A 21,949-nucleotide genomic window follows, 5' to 3' on the forward strand; every position below is an offset into this window, starting at 1 on the left:
TCTATATTTGCAACATCTTACACATGGGAAGATTTTAGACTATGAAGAACATTAGAAATTTTTGCATTATTGCACACATCGATCACGGAAAAAGTACGTTAGCAGATCGTTTACTTGATTATACAGGTGCTGTAACTGCTCGTGAAAAACAAGATCAACTTTTAGATAGTATGGATTTAGAGCGCGAACGTGGTATTACCATTAAATCGCATGCCATACAAATGGAATATATTTATGAAGGCCAAGAGTATATTTTAAACTTAATTGATACACCTGGTCACGTGGATTTCTCTTACGAAGTGTCTAGATCTATTGCGGCCTGCGAAGGTGCTTTATTAATTGTAGATGCTGCACAAAGCATTCAAGCGCAAACCATTTCTAACCTATACTTGGCTTTAGAAAATGATTTAGAGATTATTCCTGTACTTAATAAAGTAGATTTACCTAGTGCTAACCCAGAGGAAGTAACCGATGACATTGTGGATTTATTAGGTTGCGACCCTAGCGAAGTAATACACGCTAGTGGAAAAACAGGGTTTGGTGTAGATAATATATTAAAAGCAATTATAGAACGTATTCCTGCTCCAGAGGGAGATCCTGAAGCTCCTTTACAAGCTTTAATTTTCGATTCGGTTTATAATACTTTTAGAGGTATTGAAACTTATTTTAGAGTCTTTAATGGAGAAATCAAAAAAGGGCAAAAAATAAAATTTGTTGCTACAGATAAAGAGTATTTTGCTGACGAAGTTGGTACTTTAAAGCTTAATCAAGTTGCAAAACAAAGTGTAAAGGCTGGAGATGTAGGGTATTTAATTACTGGTATTAAAACCGCCAAAGAAGTTAAGGTTGGAGATACTATTACAGATTTTGCAAACCCAACAACTAATATTGTTGAAGGTTTTGAAGATGTAAAACCTATGGTATTTGCTGGTATTTATCCTGTAGATACTGAAGATTATGAAGAGCTTAGAAGTTCTATGGAAAAGCTTCAATTAAATGATGCGTCTTTAGTATTTCAGCCAGAAAGCTCTGCTGCATTAGGTTTTGGTTTTCGTTGTGGTTTTTTAGGGATGCTACACATGGAAATTATTCAAGAGCGTTTAGAGCGAGAGTTTGATATGACTGTAATAACAACAGTGCCTAACGTATCATACTTTGCTTATACTAATAAAGAACCCGATGTTCCTTTTACAGTAAACAACCCAAGTGATTTACCAGAACCAACGACTATTAACCGTGTTGAAGAACCGTATATAAAAGCCACCATAATTACTAAAGCAGATTTTGTTGGTAATGTTATGAGTTTGTGTATAGAAAAACGAGGGATGATTACTAATCAAACGTATTTAACACCAGAACGTGTGGAGTTAACATTCGATATGCCTTTGGCTGAAATTGTTTTTGATTTTTATGATAGATTAAAAACGGTTTCAAAGGGTTATGCTTCTTTTGATTATTCGCCAATAGGTATGCGAGTGTCTAAATTAGTACGATTAGATGTCCTGTTAAATGCACAACCTGTAGATGCTTTGTCTGCATTAATTCATGCCGATAATGCGCAACAAATTGGTAAGAAAATGTGCGAGAAGTTAAAAGAACTTATTCCTAGACAACAGTTTGATATTCCTGTACAAGCAGCTATTGGGGCAAAAATTATTTCTAGAGAAACCATAAAAGCATTACGTAAAGATGTAACGGCTAAATGTTATGGTGGAGACATTTCTCGTAAAAGAAAGTTATTAGAAAAACAGAAAAAAGGAAAAAAACGTATGCGACAAGTTGGTAATGTAGAAATACCTCAACAAGCATTTATGGCTGTATTAAAGCTTAACGACTAGTATACTTTTTAGAAAAATAAAAAATGCCTTTAATAATTTATTAAAGGCATTTTTTATTCAAAATAGGCGCAGCTCTAGTCCATTTCCGACTCTACAACTTCAACATCAAAAGGTTTACCTAAATATACTAAGGTCTTTTCATCTCCAATTTCCATAGTTTTACTATGAGATGATATAATAGTTAACTCTCCTTCTTTATCTTTAATAAATAACGGAATAATATCTTTATTTTTATTAGTTATCTCTATTAAACTATTATAATGATCTTTATCTCTTATTTCTATTTCCTGAATGCTAGGGTATTTTCTTGTAGCATTTGTTAACGTATTAAAATCATCTGTATGCGAAAACAAACCTTCCTTTGGGTTATTGTTTTCATCTTGCATTTCATCAACAGAAACTAATCTAAACGACCCATTCTCCCCGAACTGCTTACTAAACTTGTTAATTGCATATTTATTAATGTCTGCATTTCCTGTTAAGGCCATTAAGTAACCCATATCACTAAGTTCTATATTATCTAATAAAGTGTCTGAATAGATATTAGTATTTATGGCTTCTAAGCCCAATTCTTTGGCTTTATTTATGTTATTTTGATTACTATCTATTAATACAACGTGTCTACCATTAGACTCTAAATAATGTCCTAATAAGCGAGAAACTTTTGATGCTCCTACAATTAAAATACCATCAGATTTTGTTAAAAAGACACCTACTAACTTTGCAAACAATCTAGCAGTTGTAGCATTAAGTAAAACTGTTCCTAAAACAATCATAAATACTAATGGGGTAATATATTCTGCTCCTTCTACGCCTTGTTTCATTAGTTTACTACCAAACAGCGAAGCAATTCCTGCAGCCACAATCCCTCTTGGTCCTACCCAGCTAATAAATAACTTTTCGTTTACTTTAAGCTTAGAGTTTGCAGTGCTGAGAAAAACAGCCAAGGGTCGTACAATAAATACAACTAAAACAAATAGTACTGCTGTTTTCCAATTATATAATAATAGCAAATCATCAAAATTAATATTTGCGGATAGTAATATAAAAAGTATAGAAATTAATAAAACACTTAAAGATTCTTTAAAATATAATAGTTCTTTTAAGTTCTCTAATTTTCCATTTCCTAACACCATTCCCATAACAACTACTGCCAATAAACCAGACTCATGTGCAAAGATTTCTGACTCAACAAATACTAACAATACAGCAGAAAGTGATACAACATTTAAAAGGTAGTGCGGAATAAACTTTTTATTAATAGCGTAAGCCAATGCGTGCGCAAATGTAAAACCAAAAGTAGTCCCAAAAAGTATAATTTTGCCAAACTCTATTAATGCTGTTTTAGTAAAGCCACTATCGCCCTCTACACTTATAAACTCGAAAACCAGTACTGCCACTAAAGCTCCTATAGGGTCTATTAAAATACCTTCCCATTTTAACACAGTAGAGATGTCTTTTTTTAATGGAATATTTCTAAGAATAGGTGTAATTACCGTTGGTCCTGTTACTATAATTAATCCTGAAAATAAAAAGGATAACTCCCAACTTAAACCAAAGGTAAAATGTGCTATAAGTCCTGCTCCAAAGAATGTTATAGCAGATCCTAGAGTAATTAACTTTGTAATTACGGGGCCTACGGTTTTAATCTCAGATCTCTTGAGTGTTAAGCCTCCTTCAAATAAAATAATACTAATAGCTAACGATACAAAATAATACAAGCTTTCTCCCGGAAACAATCCTTTTTCGCCTGTCCAAACGGGTTCTATCCATTTACTACCATCTTCGCTTAAAAATTCTGCAGCTATAGGCCCTACAAGTAAACCTATTAATATTAATGGTAAAATAGCTGGTATTTTAAACTTCCATGCAACCCACTGTGCTAAAATACCTAGTATAATTATTCCTGCTAACTCTAACATATAAAACGTTTTATGTGAAAATAAATAATTTAATTAATATTACCTTTATTTTATTGAGCTAAAAATAAACCTTAAAATCTTTAAATATGGTCTGTTTCAAAGTTTTTTTAAATTAAAAAAAATGTTATCTTTCAATTTTTCTGAATTTAAAATACGTGACTTTAAAACCTTTTAAAAGTATTGGCATTGGTGTAGCATTTTCACCAAACTTAAAAGCAAACCTTTTTGAGGTAGCTCGTTTATCACAGTTTTTTAATTCTAAATTAATATTAATTCATGTTGGTCCAGCTTCTCAAGAAAAAACAGAGGCTTTAAAAATTATCTTAGATAATTTTAGTTACATAGATTATGAGGTCGTTTTTAAAACAGGTGACCCCGTTAATGTTATTTTATCTATTTCTGAAGAAAAAAAAATAGACTTATTAGTGCTTGGTGCCTTACAGCGAGAAAACTTTTTAAAATACTACGTAGGCTCCATTGCTAGAAAAATTACTAGACGTGCTAAATGCTCGATTTTATTATTAATTAAACCTTCTATAGAAAGAGTATCTTGTCAACATATTGTAGTTAATGGTTTAAAAGACCCAAAAACGGAACAAACCATAGCCACTGCTTTTTATGTTGCCAAGCAATTACGTGCAGATCGTATTACTATAGTTGAAGAGATAAAACAAAATGAAGTTGCTATAAAAGTAGATGATGACAAATCATTACGGAAGGCTACTATTTTCAAAGAACGATTAAAATTAAGGGAAGAAACACGTATTAAAGAAATTATTGCACACATTCCTGAAACATACACAAAAAATATAGCAATAAAATCACAGCCCATTTTTGGAAAACAGGGTTACTCTATTGGGCATTATGCACAAATTTCTCGTGCCGATTTATTAATTATGAATGCACCAACAAAAATGACTTTTTGGGATCGTCTATTTCCACATGATATTGAACATATTTTAACCGAATTACCAACCGATGTTCTAATTATTCAATGAGCCCAAAAAAGGATAATATAGCTCAGTTTTTTAAAGCATTACCCAAAAATATTTTTTCTGGTTTTGTTGTAAGTCTTATTGCTTTACCTCTAGGTTTGGGCTTAGCTATGGCAAGTGATGCTCCTCCAATTTCAGGAATAATAGCGGCGGTAATTGGTGGTTTTGTTGTATCTATTTTAGGAGGTAGCCATGTAACTATTGCTGGACCAGGTAATGGTTTAGTTGGAGTACTGTTAATAGCTATAACAACTCTAGGTATAGAAAGTGCATATGCTGCTATTATATGTTCTGGCGGTTTACTAATGCTTCTTGGTTTTTTGCGACTAGGCAAGTTAGCAGATTTTTTTCCATCTTCTGCAATTCAAGGCATGTTGGCTGCTATTGGTTTAATTATTTTAGGGAAACAATTTCATATCATGTTAGCGCATCGTATAAAGCGAGAAGACACTATAGATTACCTTTTAGAGATTCCGTATACTATTAACGATGCTATACATTATGACAACACAGGGCTTATTTATGCTGCCATTGCTGGTGTTTTAAGTTTTGCTATAATGATATTTTATTCAAAAATTAGAAATAAATATTTGCAGCTAATTCCTGCTCCAATGTGGATTGTTATTCTGTCTATAGCCTTTAGTTATTATTTTGAATTAGTAGCACATGAAAAGAACCCTATAGATATTAGTTACATGATTTCGGGCATACCAGAATTCTCAGAAATTATAGCACAATTACCTTCGGTTAATTTTAGTAAAATAGGATCGTTTCCGTTTTGGACAAGCGTTTTAGCTTTAACCCTTATAGCAAGTATAGAATCGTTATTAAGTATAAAAGCAGTAGATAAATTAGATCCAGAAAAACGACGTTCTAATGTTAATCGCGATTTAAAAGCGTTAGGGCTAGCAACTGTAGGTAGTGGTTTTTTAGGCGGACTAAATGTTGTTACTGTAATAGCGCGGAGCTCTGTAAATGTAAATAACGGGGGAAGTAACCGTTCTTCTAACTTTTTTCATGCTACATTTCTAGTCATATTTATTGTATTATTTAGCTCACAATTAACTAGAATACCGCTTCCTGCATTAATGGCTATTTTAGTATATACAGGTTATAAACTAGCTTCGCCTAGCACTATTCGTAATATATTTTCTATTGGTAAAGAGCAGCTTATTATCTTTTTTGTTACACTTTTAGTAACCTTAAAAATTGGATTAATAACAGGTATAATATCTGGAGTTTTAGTTACTTTTATTATCCATGTGGTTATAAACAAAAACTTTGGTTTGTTTGCAAAAAACGTGTTAAAACCAAACGTTTTAATGTATAAAGAAGTAAATGATGAAAACAATTACTATTTAAGTATAAAGCACTTTTGTAGTTTTTTAAACTATTATAAGTTAAAGGAAAAAATTAATGCCATTCCAGAAAATGAAGATGTCGTTGTAGATTTTTCTCTTTGTAAGTTTGTTGACCATACTGTTATGGAAAACCTCAACAATTATCAAGAGTTATTTAAAAAACGTGGTGGTACTTTTGAGGTTGTTGGTTTAGATCTACATGATACAGACTCCAAACACCCTTTTGCTTTACGCCGCTTACTTCCTGTGCCAAATATTATTAAAAATAATTTAACAAGGAGACAAACCAGTATTGAAGAATTAGCTATAGACTACAAGCTAAACTACATGCATGAAAAACAAAAAAACATTGATTTTTTAAATACTTTTTTATTCTTTAGAACAAAGCAAATAAACCATATTTATAATCAGTTAGTAAATACAAATGAAGCATTAACACTTTTTGATATTGAATTTTCTGAAGGAGAGTTTATTGCAAAAGAAGTAGTACGCTCTACAATGCTATACATAGATTTAAACAAAGACATTCCTGAGTTTACGTTAGACCGAGAGGGTTTTTTAGAGAAAATTTATGCATTTGCTGGTTTTAAAGACATCCCAATACAAAACCATAATGACTTCTCTAATCGTTTTTACTTATTAGGAGAAGACGAAACTAAAATAAAAGCGCTTTTTAATGACGATGTCACCCACTTCTTTGAAAGTAACCCTTATTATCATATAGAGTCTAACGGTAGTAGCTTACTAATTTTTGGACGCGAACGCCAAGCTAGTATTAAAGAAATTAAAGCGCTTTTTGATTTTGGTAAACGTTTAAAAGAGGTACTCTCTTAATTAAACTGTTTTCGATTTTTTTTGGGTTCTTAAAAACTCTATTATTACAATTAGTATTGCGCTTATTCCAAATAAAGGAAACACAAGTCCTAATAAAACAATACAGGCTATTATACCATAACCAACTTTAAATTTACCAGGAACTTTTGGTGTTCCCCAATTGCCTTTTTGTTTGCGTTTTAAATACGATAATAACCCTGCAATACTTAAACATAATAACAATACAGCAATACTTAGCATTAAAAACCAATTCCATTGCCCAAATTGTCCTTGGTGAAAAGCCATTAACCATAGTCTACCTCTCATTAAAATACCTACATCTCCCCATTCGTGTTTAACTAACTGCTCGCCTGTATATTGATCGAAATGAAAGCGTTTTTGTTTCCCTAAATTAAAGGTGGTATTAAAAATACTATACACTCCTTTTTCGTTTTTAGGCAAACCAATACTTACTTCGCCTTCTAAATTAATAGATTTTGCTAACGCAACTATAGCATCTAAAGGCATTGCTTCTCCTGTTGCTTTCGATTGTACTGTACTTGCATCCCATGTTTTTGGATATCCTGTATTAGTTACTTTTTGAACCCATTTAAAATTAGCTCCAAAAACATCTGTCCAAGGAAAACCACCAGCTAATGTTAGTAACAGTAATAATGAAATCCAAAAGCCTAAAACGGCATGTAAGTCTCTAAATAACATACGTTTTCCTTGCTTAAGTCTTACCGTAAAAAATCCTTTTAAGCCTTGCTTTTTACTAGGCCAAAACACATAAATTCCAGTAATAATTAATACCACCATCCAACTAGCAATAAACTCGATAATTTTGGTTCCAAATTTGCCTAAAAGTAGCTCGCCATGTAATTTTCTAACGGTATGCATTTTAGAATCTTTAGGGCTTATTTTTCCTGAAACCTCTCCTTTATATGGGTTAATATAGACACTATTTTTATGGCTAAATCTCCCAGAAACAAATTCTGTTGCTTTATTTTTTTTATTGGGTATCACCATAATATTTGGCTGTTTTTTAGCAACTGTTTTTGCTAACTCCCATTGTTTTTGAAACGATATGGCATCACCTTCTGCTTTTATAACCTTTATGGCTTCTTGTTTTGGTCCATCGTAATTATCTTTAAAAAGATAAATACCTCCAGTGATTGCCAATAGTATTATAAAAGGTAAGGACACTAACCCTGCTATAAAGTGCCACTTCCAAAGCCATTGATTTAATTTATTGTTCTTTTTTAACATTATTAAATACTTTAAAAGCAACCTAAAAGATTTGTTTTATTTTACCTTTCAGGTTGCTTATTTATATTAAAACTTATATTTCAACCCAAAGTGAAAAGCTCTAGGGTTACCAATGGTGTAAGAATTCTCGCTTCTAAATCTATTATATGATGCTCTTGCAGCATATAAATCATCAAATAAGTTAAGCGCATGTACCCAAATATTAATACCTTTTATTTCGTATGATATAAGTGCGTTAAATATATTATGCCCATTATAAGTTGCAGTACTAAAAGTACCATCCTCGTTATCTATTTGGCCTTCAAAACTAGTGTTGTATTTTCCAACCAATTCATGTGTAACACTAATGGCAAGGTTTTTAATAGCATTGGGTTTATATATTATTTTAGAGGTTCCTAAAAGTTTTGGTGCTGTTTCTCTATCGGTATCAGAATAATCTACTCCTCGATCAAAAAAGTCTACATACCTATGTTTTGCAAAACTTCCATTATGGCTAATGGTTAATTCTTGAGTAGGTTTATAATTTACACCATATTCTATACCATACGACCTTGTTTTACCTGCATTAGTATTAAAAAACTCATCATTTTCATCGCGAAGGGTAATTAAAGTATTCTTTCCTTCTAAAAGATATATGGCAGCATCGATTTGTAAGTCTTGTGTTGCCTTAAAATAAGTTCCTATTTCAAAATTATTATAGTTACTTGGTTTTAAATCAAAAACATCACCTCCTACACCTACAAAACTATTTCTGTATAATGTAGACGTTTGCGGTGGGGTAAATCCGTTAGAGTAATTAGCATATAACCCTAAAAATCTATTTACATTATAGTTTACTCCTAATTTAGGAGATACGTTATTATAGTTGTTTTTTGAGTCTTTAGGCCCTGCAATACCATCTACTAAATTATTATAATCATATTCAAAACCATCATAACGTAATGCTGCTGTTACTTTTAAAGCATTTGTTGGGTTTATTTCATATTGTAAATAGCCAGCATAGTTTAAAATACTAGCTTCATAATTTAAAATAAAGTCATCTCCGCTGCCTGTAAAGTCTATATTTTGTCCAGTTTCTGTGTCTACAATTACCGAAAGTCGTTCTGCAACATAATCTTGGGGCGAATAATCTACAGAAGACCCTACAATTAAAGACGAATTAGCAAAATCAAAATCCATTTTATGTTGTATTAAACCAACATAACTTTTAAAAGCATTATTATTTAATTCTCCACTACCAAATCCTGTTAACTGGCCTTGGTTTCTAAACTGACGAATGCGATATGATGGGTTTTGCCCCATTTCGTTAGCTCTTAAAACAAAATTAAAGGCTGTTTTGTGTTTTGTATTCCACTGTTTGTTTATTGTACTTCTTACCCTAAAAGCAAAAGCGTCTCGTTCTGTAAACGTTTGATCGCTTTCGTAGTTTCCGCCTCTGTAATCCGATTCACTTAGAGAGCCTGTCATGTCCGATCTATAGTCTACTATATCAAAAACATTGGTCCACTCTAAAGTTGGAGATAAATGGTTTACATTTTTAAATGTTAGTGCAAATTTTTCGTAATTACTATGTTGCACTGGGCCATCTTCTCTTTTTACATATTGTGTTCCTAAATAAAATCCAACATTTTCGCCAGCGTATTTAGACAATTCTAAATCGTAACGTGTTAACCCTAAATCGTTAATTTGAAATCCAGCACTTCCTGTAAAATCTCGGGTTGGATTTTTAGTTATAAAGTTAAAACTTCCTCCAATAGCTTCACTTCCATAAATACTAGATGCTGGCCCTTTTAATACCTCAACTTTATTATATGATATGTCATTCATTTCTAATAAAGCGTTATGGTTAAATACCGCTGTAGGTCGTATTGGTAAACCATCTTCTACATACAAAAACAATGATTTTGTTGAAATTGGAGTACGTGCGGCCATAAAATGCTGCTCGTTGCTTGCCGCTCTAGAAGTAGACATTAAAACACCTGGTACATCATTTACCAATTGATCTATACCAAAAGCTTTAGTTTGTTCTATTTCTTTTGCTGTAATAACAGAAATAAAAGCTGGTACTTCCTTTCGTTGTTGTGCTTCTCTACTTGCAGAAATAACAACCTCATCTAAAAGTTCATCATTCTCTGTTAGTATAATTACATTATTTATTTCTGAAAGGTTTTGCTCTAAAGTGGTAAACCCTACAAAACGAATAATAACCGTTGTATCATTTTGTAATGCTATAGAGAAGTTTCCGTTTACATCGGAGATAGTTGTATTATTTAAATCTGTTTTAGATTGAATTGTTGCTCCTTGTAAGGGTTGGTTATTATTATCTAATACCTTTCCCTTATATTGGTTTTGCGCGTATACGCATAAACTCGTAAATACCATTACGAGTTGTAATATATGTTTCATCTGTTTTTTTATTTTTTCAGACAGAAGCAACTAATAGTAATAAAACCATATTATGCCTTATATTACATTAGCACTTCCTTTTTAATTTAGTTTTAATACTTAACAATAATGTGCATTGCATTTAATGCCTAAAAAATAAGCATATACACATCTATGCTTGAAAGTCTTTCTGTTTTCAAACATTATTTTTTGATAGAATGTAAACTAAATAAGCCGAGGAGGAGGATCTATACAATCCTTAAAGAGAGATAAAAATTGATTATTATAGCTCCAATTGTTTTGTGCTACAACTGCATTACTTTTTAACTTGTAATTGTAGTTATATTCTTGAAAATAAACAGGAAAAAAAGCTTCAAAAAATGTTGCTAGATATGTAGTATTAGTCTCATCTACATCTGTAGCATTTAAGGTTAGCTGTTTTGCTAAGTGACATTTACCATTACATTGTAATTGTGGTTTTTCTTTATTAACACAATACGTTTCTATAATGTAATCAATATTTAATTCAAAATAAGCAACATAGCCTAAATTATATACAGGCCTAAGTGCAAAAGCAAGAAATAATATGTATGTAAAATAGACTTTCAATTTAGGCAATAAATTATATTTGCGATTGCAAAAATAGTCCATTTATACAGCATAACTATTATACTCTCTTAATAAAATCTTAACGTTTTCCTATTTTTCAAGGTATTTTAGTACTTTGCAGGGCAATTATGAATTTATATCCAATACTTGCTGGTAATTTTAAATTAGATGGTGGCGCCATGTTTGGTGTTGTCCCTAAATCTCTATGGACCAGAACAAACCCTGCAGACAGTAATAACATGATAGATATTGCTGCCAGATGCTTATTAATTGAAGAAGGAAACCGACTTATTTTAATAGATACTGGTATGGGAAATAAACAAAGCGATAAGTTTTTTGGTTACTATCATTTATGGGGAGATGATACTATAGATAAATCTTTAGCTCAATATGGTTTTCATAGAAATGACATAACAGATGTGTTTATGACGCATTTGCATTTTGATCATTGTGGTGGAACGATACAGTACAATAAAGACAGAACACTTTTAGAACCCGCTTTTAAAAATGCTAAATTTTGGAGTAACGAAAAACATTGGCAATGGGCAACACAACCTAATCGTCGTGAAGTAGCCTCGTTTTTAAAAGAGAATATTTTACCAATGGAAGAAAGTGGACACCTAAATTTTACAGCGCTTCCTGAAAAGGATATTCTAAAAAATTCTGCTTTAGGGTTCGACATTTTTTTTGCCAATGGTCATACCGAAAAGCAAATGATTCCTATGATTAATTATAAAGGAAAAACCATTTGTTTTATGGCAGATTTATTACCAACCGTTGGGCATTTACCAATCCCTTTTGTAATGGGTTACGACACTAGACCTCTACTAACATTAGATGAGAAAGAAAAGTTTCTTAATCTAGCAGCAGATAACAATTATTATTTATTTTTGGAACATGATGCGCACAACGAAATTATAACTGTAAAACATACGGAAAAAGGCGTACGATTAAACGAAACATTCACTTGTAAAGACATTTTACATTAAACTTAACTATATGAAATTAATTAATAAAGCAGTATTATTATCAGCAGTTTCTGCTGTAATGCTATCAAGTTGTGGTGGTGGGGCACCAATTCTATCAACTCCTATAGAGAACATAGACAATACTCCTATTAAAGAATCTCCTTTAACTGAAGCAGAAAAACACAACTGGGGACATTTAGATTTAATAAAAGACACTATCCCTGGAATGAGTGTAGATAAAGCTTACTCAGAAATTATTAAGGGTAAAAAAGGGCAAAAAATTATTGTTGCTGTAATCGATTCTGGAATTGATATTAATCATGAAGATTTAGATGGCGTACTTTGGACTAATAAAAAAGAAATTCCTAATAACGGAATTGATGATGACAAAAATGGATATATAGATGATATCCATGGATGGAATTTTCTTGGAGATGGACATGATGAGCAATTAGAATATATTCGTTTAGTTGCTAGTGGAGATACTAGTGCTCCAAGGTATGCAGAAGCCAAAGCTATGTATGAGAAAGATTATAAACAAGCTTTAGCTGGAAAAAACAGGTTAGATCAAATTTATGGTAGATTAAAAGATGCTCATGAAACCTTAACTGCTCACTTTAAAAAAGAAGATTACACAAAGGAGGAAGTAAAGGCTATAGATGCTGGTGACAATGCAGAATTAAAAGGTGCAGTTGAAACAGCTAACTTTGCTTTTGCTAATGGTTTAAGCTCTTTAAAAGAAGCTGTAGAACAAGTAAAAGGTGGAGTAGAGTATTATACAGATCAAGTAAATTACAATTTAAATAAAGATTTTAATGGTCGTAAAACTGGTGATAATCCAGATATTTTTAACGATAAACCAGGTTATGGAAACGGAAACGTTTTACCTGTAAAGAAATCTGAAAGCCACGGAACACACGTTGCTGGTATTATTGCCGCAGAACGTAACAATGGACTTGGAGCTAATGGTGTTGCTAATAATGTAGAAATTATGAGTATTCGTGCAGTTCCAAATGGAGATGAGTACGATAAGGATGTTGCAAAAGCAATTCGTTATGCAGTTGATAATGGTGCTAAAGTTATTAATGGTAGTTTTGGTAAGAGTTTTTCTCCTCATGCAGACTGGGTTAGAGATGCTATTAAATATGCAAGCGACAATAATGTTGTTTTTGTTCATGCAGCAGGAAACGATAGTAAAGATGTAGATACAGAACCAAATTTTCCAGACGATAATGTTAACTACGTAGAAGTATCTAATACTTACATTAGAGTTGGAGCATTAGCACCAAAATACGGAAGCGAAATGGTTGCAGGTTTCTCTAATTATGGAAAAAAGAATGTAGATGTATTTGCTCCAGGAGCACAAGTTTACTCTACAACACCAGAAAACGAATATAAAACTATGGGAGGAACATCTATGGCTGCTCCTGCTGTTGCTGGAGTTGCTGCTCTAGTTTGGTCTCAATACCCAAAATTAAAAGCCTCTCAAGTAAAACAAATTATTCTGGATTCTGGTTTACCAATTCCAAATAAAGTTGTTGTTGGAGGTAACGCTCAAGATATTAGACCTTTTGCAGACTTAAGTACATCATCTAAAATAGTAAATGCATACAATGCCTTAATAATGGCATCACAAATATCTAAATAATATAGGTACTCTTTTAAAAACCCCAACGTTTACTGTTGGGGTTTTTATTTTAATACAGAATATGTCATCATAAATTATTTTGACATGTAATAACACTAAAAACAAACAGATGAAAAAGACTCTTTTATTCGGCCTTTCAGCTTCTTTAGTATTACTGTCTTGTAATACATCTAAAAGCGTTACAAGCAATACAACATCTAGTAGTACTAGTACAGTAACTAATACGGCTTCAAAATCTACTTATTGGCAGCAACATGTAGATTATAAAATGGACATTGATATGGATGTAAACAACTACCAATATCAAGGCACACAAAAATTAGTGTATACTAATAACTCTCCAGATGTATTAAATAAAGTTTTTTATCACTTGTATTTTAATGCGTTTCAACCAGGTAGTGAAATGGACGTTCGTTCTCGCACTATTGCTGATCCAGATGGAAGAGTTGGAGACCGTATTAGTAAGTTATCTCCAAATGAAATTGGTTATATTAAAGTAACATCTTTAAAACAAAATGGAACTATACTTAAACACGAAACTGTTGGTACTGTTTTAGAGGTTGACTTAGCTAAACCAATTCAACCAGGAGAAAAAGTAACTTTCGATATGGTTTTTAATGCTCAAGTTCCTGCACAAATTCGTCGTTCTGGACGAAACAATAAAGAAGGTGTTGCTTTATCTATGACGCAGTGGTACCCTAAATTAGCAGAGTACGATTTTCAAGGTTGGCATGCAGATCCTTATATTGCAAGAGAGTTTCATGGTGTATGGGGGGATTTTGATTTAAAATTAACTATTGATAAGGATTATGTAGTTGGAGGAACTGGTTACTTACAGGGGGAACCTACTGTTAAAGGGAATAAAAAGACATTACACTATAAAGCGCCAAACGTTCATGATTTTACTTGGGCTGCAGATCCAGAATATATTCATGATACTATGCAAGTACCTAATGGCCCTTTATTAAACTTCTATTACAAAAAGACATTACCTACAGAAAATTTAAAATTTTGGAAAGATTTACAGCCAAAAACGGTTGAATTAATGCAATATTTTAGTGAACATATTGGTAAATATCCTTACGACCAATACTCTGTTATACAAGGTGGAGACGGAGGTATGGAGTATGCTATGTGTACTTTAATTACAGGAAAACGTAGTTTTGGTAGTTTAGTTGGCGTTACTGCACATGAATTAGCTCATACTTGGTTTCAGTTTTTAATGGCTACAAATGAGGCTAAACATGAATGGATGGACGAAGGTTTTACTAGTTACATTAGCGATCATGCAATGAACACTATAATGGACTATAAAAAACCTATTGCTAATGCAGGTGGTTATGCTGCTTATAACTTTTTAGCAAAATCAGGAACAGAACAACCACAAACAACACATGCAGATCGTTATGATACAAACAGAGCTTACGGCATAACTGCTTATGGTAAAGGGTCTGTATTTTTATCTCAACTTGGTTATGTTATTGGAGAAGATAACTTAAAAGAAACTCTAAAGCAATATTATAATAACTGGGCATTTAAACACCCAACACCTAATGATTTTATTCGTGTTGCAGAGAAAGTATCTGGCTTAGAATTAGATTGGTATTTAATGGATTGGACACAAACTACTAATACTATAGATTATGCAGTTAAAAGTGTAGATAATACAACGGTTATTTTAGAGCGTATAGGCTTAATGCCAATGCCTTTAGATGTTACTGTAACTTATACAGATAATGCTACTGAAGAATTTAATATTCCTTTACAAATGATGCGTGGAGAAAAACCAACAACAGCTACTATTTTAAAGGACTGGGCTTGGGCATATCCAACATATACTTTTAATACTAAAAAACCCGTAAAATCAGTAGTAATTGATTCTAAAGGGTTAATGGCTGATGTTAACAAAGAGAACAACAAAAATTAAAAATAATTAATTTATAAAACTAAAACCTCATCTAAAAAGATGAGGTTTTTTTATTTAAACAACCTTACACCAATGCCTATATTATGTGTTGGGTTTTCTACTGTATTTAGATTTAATCTATAGCTTGCAAACCAACGTCCCTTTCGGTTGTACTGCAAACCTACACTTATGTTATTTAAAGAGCTTGTATTTCCTCCTATCTCGCTAAAAGCGTATAAACCACTTCTAAATGTTTTAGGGTGTTCTATAACTTTAGTTACTGTTATTTCTCGAGGTACTTTTAGCTTGTAAGATAATTGACTATCTAATAAATTACCACTTAGTAAATTATAACTATAAATATCTATATCATCATTACTTAAAGTATCTTTATATACTCTTGCCTCTTCATAAAGCGATAAGTCCTTAATATCTGCTTTTGTTTCTACTATATTGGAAACATCCTTTTTATTTACATAAACTGTTTTATACTTAACAGTTTGCACTTTAAACGTATCGATTTTAGTCTGCCATACAGTATCTCTTGTTAGTGTTACTTTGGGCTCTTCATTATTAGTCTTAAAACGACTACATTGTTTTAAAACTAAATTACAGATAACTAATGCCAGAATAATTAACAATAGTAATCTTTCTGTTTTTATTGAAAATTGCATCATTAAAAATGTGTTTTATTGACATAAAAAGTAACCTTCCCAATTATTCTATTAGGAAGGGTTTACTACTTTTTCTTAAAGATTTTGATTGTAATTACGCTTATTTTGATGCTTCTTTTGAAGCCTTATCGTCTTCTGAAAGTGTTTCTATTGTTTCTTTTAAAGGTGTTAATTTTATTAAATTAACTAATGCTCTAAAAGGGTTTACACCATAGATTGTATTATAGTTTTCTAAAATTGATTTTATCTCAGTTATTGCTATAAAACCAGCTATTATTTTTAAAAAAGGCACTTCGTTTACAATGTGCTTTTCTAAAAAGAAAGCTGCAAGAATAACCAGATTATAAATAAAAAATTTAGAAATGGTATGTCCAATTCGTGAACTACGTATAGGGATATGGTTTTTAATTGCGGCATACGATCCTGTAATAAAATCTACCAATATTAAAAACACCATTGTTACCATAACACCATTAACAGGCGACAAAAGCGTAAGTAACCAAAAGGTAAATTTGACCACTCTATCCATTATGTCTTGTTTTAATCTGTTATTTTTTTGAGTTTTTTATAGTCTAACACACGACTTTTTGCATAGGCTTTAATACAGACCATGTTGCGTTGATTACCTCCTAATACATACACATAATTTTTAGTTTGCTTAATAAAAAACCCTACATGACCTTTCCAGCTTTTTGGGCTTTCTCTCCAAAAAACAACTATATCTCCAATTTTAGGCGTGTTAGTAGATTCTCCTACAGTAAGCCAGCTTCTAGCTGTTAATTTTTTAGAGTGTTCGTAACCAGCTGTTTTTGCAACCCAATTAGCAAAAGCACTACACCAAGCTGTTTCGTCATGTAATTTTGAACCATTAAACCCTATTTCATTGAAATATTTTAAAATCCTGAGGTTGTCTTTAGACCCAATAATCTCCTTAACGCCATACTCAGATAGCGCTGTATTAATTATACTCATACATATGTTTGATTTTTAATTTTAAGCAGACTAAACTTTTTAGCTAAAGGTTTCTTTTTATATATTTCCTTAATCAGGTGAGATTAAACCTAGCTTTTTAAGTTTCTACTTAACACGAATTAATATTAACTCCGGTAAACCGTTGTTAGAAAAGCGAATACAAATATAATCATTTTACAAAACAAAAACAAACATTTTACAGATTAATTTATATTTTTTTGTAATTTGTTTAAAAACGTAATGTTCTAAGAAAAATTTACTTCCTTAACGTTTACTATTCAGATTTAGTAACGCTGTCTAATAGTTTTAAAAGTGTCGGTATTCTGTGTTCTCCATGAAGTTGAGACACTATATCTATAGCCCTTTTTAAATCCATTCCAATTGCAGAAACGTATAATGGATTTTTGCTTTGGCCTTTAAAGACTTCTTTTGAGACCTCATCTGTGTTATGAAAAGAACGTTTAGCTACACCTATAATTGGTATTTGTTTATTTAAAGCTTCGTACAGATGCCCACCAAGACCCAAACTACAATTGTTATCTACATACACATGGCCATCGACAATAATAGCTTCTATTGTACTTAAATCTACTTTTTCAATAACTTCAAGCAAACATGGCAACTCTCGCTTGTAAAATTGTCCTGGTACATACTCTTCTACCTCATCAATTATTTCAACTAAAGTTTTTACAGAGGTATCATCTGTGGTATTAAATAGTACACCCACACTTTTAGCGTAAGTTTCTTTGTAGTGTACGTCCAGAGCTAGTAGCATTTTAGTTTTAAATTTATAATTATCCTTAAAGCTAAATTAACATTTGTGTTTTTTATATACTAAACAAAAGAGCATCAAATTAAATTTGATGCTCTTCTTAACATTTAACGAGATTACGAACTAACTATTGTTTCTATTCGTTCCCCTTTTTGCCATATAGAGTGATGAATCAACTCTCCTGTTTCATCCCATATCTTAAAATCTCCATCTGGTTTAGCAAAATATTTCTTATACTCACTTTTAAGTTGTCCATTTTCAAAATATTCTCTTTGAACACCTCCTAAATGGCCATTTGTAAACTCTACTTCGTCTCTTAAATTTCCATTTTCATAGAAAGACTCAGTAATTCCTGAAAATAAATCTCCTTTGTACTTATATACTGGTGACCCCGAATTATCGACACCGAAAAGTTTTAACACAGTATCGACATCATTATCGTTTATTCTTATCATTATAAAATTTTTTATTTACTTAAAGACTATTGATTCATTAAAGAAAATGCCATAAAACCATTATCTAAACTTATACTTATTATTCATCTTCTTGAATACTTAAGTGTTCGCTTAACGTTTTATTATCTATAAGCATATCAGGAAATTCATCCATTAATTCTGTTATAAAAGGAATATAGAAACTTTCTGTAGCATGGTCTGGTATTTTATAATCCATTTGACTTATTGAACCATAATCTTCTATTATACCAAAAGTACTATTAAAATCTTCTACATTAGGTAAATCTATACTTATATAACCTAAATCGTCACCTTTACTTATAATAAAGATATCTTCTTCATCCTCTTTTATTTTAAGATTCTGATTTCTGCATACTTTCTTTAAATGTCTTTCAAAAACATCTTTATTTATATACTCTTTATTTGAAAAAATATTTGTTAAATCTGCCATTTTTAATATAATTTTTTTATTTGATCTAATTCTGTTAAAATAATAACTCCTTGACTTTTTAAAGTTTGCAATACTGATTGGTTAACGCTTCCCCCATTTGTAAATTGTTTTATAAAAAGCACTACAGGTTTTCCTTCTACATTAATATATTTCTGAGTAGTCTCATCTAAATATTTTTTAAATTGGTTTTTAAATTTACTAGATTTTGTGGTACCTGAAACATTAAATTTAACTTCAATATGATATTTTGATACTCCTACATCAATGTCTCCTAAAACCTCCTTAAATTGTCCTTTGCTATTTTTCCCAAAAACATTATTTGCAAAACTTGTTAACTCGTCATGCTTAAGAAATTCTTTTGCCACCTCAGCTTCTAACGAATCTGATAATAAATCTTGTTGTTTTTTATTTATAGCATTCCAATCGCCTCCTACATCATCTAGTCTTTTATAAGCTGGCTTCCCTTTATTTATAAAATCATCTATTTTAGTGAACATTTCTTCTCTAGTCTGCTTTAGCCACTTTAGTTCTGTTCCATACTTGTTTTTTGCTTTCCAAAAACCTCCTTCTAATTTAGGTATTGATGCTATTAATTCATCTAAATACTCTTGAGGGGAAATTTTTCTTGCTTTAGATTCTTTGTATACTTTTCTAAAAAAATTCTTTACATCGCCATTTTTTTGTTTGACTAAAACTTGTACATTTTTCCATGACAATGTTGGTTTTTTATTAGAGATACTAGAAGTAAAACACCCCAAAACTATACCCGTGTCTTTCTTGTAAAGAATTTTTAAATTAATATCTCTACGAATTGCATTTATAGTTTTTCTTTCTTGTTTTAAAGCTTCATAATATAAGCTTATTATATTTAATATATTTTTCATTCTCATATTATTTTACCTTGTTATTGGACATAGTGTTAATATATCATCTTCAAATTTACTTGCTCTAAAGCCTAGCTCCTCTATCAAACTACGTTCTTTAGTGGTAAAGAATGATTTATAGGCATCATCTACAACTTTTGAAACTTTATTTGCAGCTCCTTTAAGGCTGTTTAACAACTCATCTATCCATCCTTTTAAAGTTTCAAAATGCTTAGGTATATTTTTCACAAAAGATTTTACACTTCGCATAATCTTTAAAAAGAGCTCTACAGAAATTGTTATTTTTCTGTGCACTCCTTTTGCTACTTTACTAGAGACACGCCCAATTGCTTTCCCTAACTCTACATACGATCGTACGGCTCCTCTAATACCTTCGGCAACTGTACCTACTCCTGCTGTAGCCATAAAAATAAGGACCTCTTGTGCTATAAAACCAATTATATAACCCGTATAATAGCCAATACTATCAAACGGAATACTAACATCTGTAGCTTCACTAGCGGCATCTTTTATGTCTGAAAGGCTTAAGTTTTGCAAGCTTTGTATTGCACTAATACCTAACTCTCCTACTTTTTTTACAATAAAAAACTGGAAGCCCATGAACGCTTTTAAATTATCTAAGGTTATGGCATTGGTTATTATTTCGATACCATTTTCTAAACCTTCTATAATCATCCCCATATATGCTCCTGGAGAGTTTACGAATTTTACACCTTCTTTTAAAAGTGCGTATAACCCTTTACATATTAACGCTAAAATATCGAAGACTGTTTTTAAAAGGTCTACCAAACTATTTATAATACCCACTAATAAGCCATTATAAAACTCGAAAGCGCCTTTTAATGCAGATTGTATAAGCTCTAATAATGTTGTTAAATATTCTGGTATTTTATCTATAAAACGCTCTACACTATTTAATCTATTACCTATAAGTTTATCTAGTGGTTTTACACTTTTTAATTTTGTTACAATGTCCTTAATTTTTGGTGTAAACGGTTTAAAATACTCTTCATCTATGGCTTTCGATAATTTTTTTGGAGAAAAGCTTTCTGTTATTAATTTATAGCCTGGTAAAATAGGCTTATAATCTGGATTTGGTTTTCCTTCTTTAGTAGCTTCCCACCTATTGTCTGACAACCTTAAATTATCATGTATACCTATAGATACATACTCGAAAAAGTTTCCTAATGGTGCTAAAGTAAAATCTGCTGCAATTTCTACTAGTCGTGTTCCTAAATGTAAAAGTCCTCTTTTTAAGATTAAGAAAAAGGAGTTTTCATTTTCTGTTCCTTTATCTTTAAGATGCTTTTTTATTATTTGCGATACATAACCTGTGTCTACACTATTACCAAAAGTTCTAGCTATTCTTGCCATTTTTCGAGTTGGTAAAAATGTTCTATTATCTATGCCTGCTCCAGATTTAACTCTAAACACCGAACCAAAAATATTACTTGAGTCGTCGGCTTCTATAAATAACACAACTTCTCTATCCATAACTTGATTTATATTCAAGTAGGCGCGTTCTAATTGTGCTCCGTCACTGGAAATAAAAACGGTTACAAAAGCATCAATATCTTCAATTTCGTTTGCTATACGGTTTTGTTTTTTTGAGCCCTCAAACGGTTTTCCTTTTGCTGTTATAACCACCTCATCTAATTCTGTTGCTCCATCTAAAATGATATAAAACTGACCATCTATTTTATAATAATCTGCTCCGTTTGAAATAAGAAAATCTGGGCTATTTAACAGCTCTTCACTTAGTATAAAATTCGAAATATGACCTACTTTTGAGTTTGGGTTTAACTCTAAATACAAATCGCCATATTCTCCACTTAATGCCTCATGAAAATTAACTTTCCATGCGTCGCTACCTTCTACTGGCTCGACATTAACATACCTATTTTCGCTTGTAGGCAACTGCTCATCGAACGTTTGCTTTTTTTCCTCATTAGAAAACACAACAATATTCCTAAAACTCACTTTATGATCAAAGTTCTTGACTCCATAGTCATTTGAATTCATAATTT

At 31.6% G+C, this 21,949-nt stretch carries 17 protein-coding genes and 1 pseudogene; 6 read left to right on the top strand and 12 right to left on the bottom strand.

The genetic code is table 11. The features are described from left to right. Nucleotides 1-41: 41 nt before the first annotated feature. Nucleotides 42-1,838 (top strand): translation elongation factor 4, encoded by a 1,797-nt coding sequence (lepA, locus tag ACVC08_RS16810; RefSeq protein ID WP_452598041.1) that lies wholly within the window; start codon nt 42-44, stop codon nt 1,836-1,838. A 74-nt stretch (nt 1,839-1,912) separates the two neighbouring features. On the opposite strand, the gene ACVC08_RS16815 is transcribed toward lepA, so the two are convergent. Next, nucleotides 1,913-3,760 (bottom strand): cation:proton antiporter, encoded by a 1,848-nt coding sequence (locus ACVC08_RS16815; RefSeq protein WP_452598040.1) that lies wholly within the window; start codon nt 3,758-3,760, stop codon nt 1,913-1,915. Nucleotides 3,761-3,915: 155 nt separating this feature from the next. On the opposite strand from ACVC08_RS16815, the gene ACVC08_RS16820 reads away from it, so the two are divergent. Both ACVC08_RS16820 and ACVC08_RS16825 read left to right on the top strand, forming a co-directional pair. After that, nucleotides 3,916-4,758: a universal stress protein gene (locus ACVC08_RS16820; RefSeq protein ID WP_452598039.1), complete on the top strand. Its 843-nt coding sequence runs from the start codon at nt 3,916-3,918 to the stop codon at nt 4,756-4,758. After that, nucleotides 4,755-6,950: a SulP family inorganic anion transporter gene (locus tag ACVC08_RS16825; protein WP_452598038.1), complete on the top strand. Its 2,196-nt coding sequence runs from the start codon at nt 4,755-4,757 to the stop codon at nt 6,948-6,950. The genes ACVC08_RS16820 and ACVC08_RS16825 overlap by 4 nt, the downstream gene beginning before the upstream one ends. Here ACVC08_RS16825 and ACVC08_RS16830 read toward each other — a convergent pair whose 3' ends face one another. The 3 genes from ACVC08_RS16830 to ACVC08_RS16840 all read right to left on the bottom strand — a co-directional run bounded on the left by ACVC08_RS16830 (nt 6,951) and on the right by ACVC08_RS16840 (nt 11,192). Then, nucleotides 6,951-8,198, bottom strand: a complete 1,248-nt coding sequence (locus ACVC08_RS16830) for a PepSY-associated TM helix domain-containing protein (RefSeq protein WP_452602920.1) — start codon at nt 8,196-8,198, stop codon at nt 6,951-6,953. Nucleotides 8,199-8,264: 66 nt separating this feature from the next. Then, entirely contained in the window at nt 8,265-10,604 is a 2,340-nt protein-coding gene (locus ACVC08_RS16835) for a TonB-dependent receptor domain-containing protein (protein ID WP_452602921.1), read from the bottom strand. Between the two features lie 204 nt (nt 10,605-10,808). Next, nucleotides 10,809-11,192, bottom strand: a complete 384-nt coding sequence (locus ACVC08_RS16840) for a hypothetical protein (RefSeq protein ID WP_452602922.1) — start codon at nt 11,190-11,192, stop codon at nt 10,809-10,811. A 128-nt stretch (nt 11,193-11,320) separates the two neighbouring features. On the opposite strand from ACVC08_RS16840, the gene ACVC08_RS16845 reads away from it, so the two are divergent. The 3 genes from ACVC08_RS16845 (at nt 11,321) to ACVC08_RS16855 (ending at nt 15,735) form a co-directional block, all read left to right on the top strand. Beyond that, nucleotides 11,321-12,181, top strand: a complete 861-nt coding sequence (locus tag ACVC08_RS16845; RefSeq protein ID WP_452602923.1) for an MBL fold metallo-hydrolase — start codon at nt 11,321-11,323, stop codon at nt 12,179-12,181. Between the two features lie 10 nt (nt 12,182-12,191). Next, nucleotides 12,192-13,808 carry a S8 family peptidase gene (locus ACVC08_RS16850; RefSeq protein ID WP_452602924.1) on the top strand — a complete coding sequence of 539 codons (1,617 nt, stop codon included), beginning with the start codon at nt 12,192-12,194 and terminating at the stop codon, nt 13,806-13,808. A 109-nt stretch (nt 13,809-13,917) separates the two neighbouring features. Next, nucleotides 13,918-15,735: a M1 family metallopeptidase gene (locus ACVC08_RS16855; RefSeq protein WP_452598032.1), complete on the top strand. Its 1,818-nt coding sequence runs from the start codon at nt 13,918-13,920 to the stop codon at nt 15,733-15,735. Nucleotides 15,736-15,785: 50 nt separating this feature from the next. On the opposite strand, the gene ACVC08_RS16860 is transcribed toward ACVC08_RS16855, so the two are convergent. The 8 genes and pseudogenes from ACVC08_RS16860 to ACVC08_RS16895 all read right to left on the bottom strand — a co-directional run bounded on the left by ACVC08_RS16860 (nt 15,786) and on the right by ACVC08_RS16895 (nt 21,944). Continuing rightward, nucleotides 15,786-16,391, bottom strand: coding sequence for a hypothetical protein (locus ACVC08_RS16860; protein WP_452598031.1), 606 nt, complete (start codon nt 16,389-16,391; stop codon nt 15,786-15,788). A gap of 97 nt (nt 16,392-16,488) precedes the next feature. Continuing rightward, nucleotides 16,489-16,917: a phage holin family protein gene (locus ACVC08_RS16865; RefSeq protein ID WP_452598030.1), complete on the bottom strand. Its 429-nt coding sequence runs from the start codon at nt 16,915-16,917 to the stop codon at nt 16,489-16,491. A gap of 11 nt (nt 16,918-16,928) precedes the next feature. Then, nucleotides 16,929-17,360, bottom strand: coding sequence for a TIGR02594 family protein (locus ACVC08_RS16870; RefSeq protein ID WP_452602925.1), 432 nt, complete (start codon nt 17,358-17,360; stop codon nt 16,929-16,931). 274 nt (nt 17,361-17,634) lie between these two features. Then, nucleotides 17,635-18,147 (bottom strand): annotated as a pseudogene (locus tag ACVC08_RS16875) (endonuclease V); the annotation flags it as partial. 101 nt (nt 18,148-18,248) lie between these two features. Beyond that, nucleotides 18,249-18,587, bottom strand: a complete 339-nt coding sequence (locus ACVC08_RS16880) for a toxin-antitoxin system YwqK family antitoxin (RefSeq protein WP_452602926.1) — start codon at nt 18,585-18,587, stop codon at nt 18,249-18,251. Between the two features lie 79 nt (nt 18,588-18,666). After that, entirely contained in the window at nt 18,667-19,038 is a 372-nt protein-coding gene (locus ACVC08_RS16885) for a hypothetical protein (protein ID WP_452598027.1), read from the bottom strand. Between the two features lie 2 nt (nt 19,039-19,040). After that, nucleotides 19,041-19,922: a hypothetical protein gene (locus ACVC08_RS16890; protein WP_452602927.1), complete on the bottom strand. Its 882-nt coding sequence runs from the start codon at nt 19,920-19,922 to the stop codon at nt 19,041-19,043. A gap of 12 nt (nt 19,923-19,934) precedes the next feature. Beyond that, nucleotides 19,935-21,944 (bottom strand): hypothetical protein, encoded by a 2,010-nt coding sequence (locus ACVC08_RS16895; RefSeq protein WP_452602928.1) that lies wholly within the window; start codon nt 21,942-21,944, stop codon nt 19,935-19,937. Nucleotides 21,945-21,949: the final 5 nt, after the last annotated feature.

The organism is Pontimicrobium sp. MEBiC06410, from assembly GCF_053601615.1.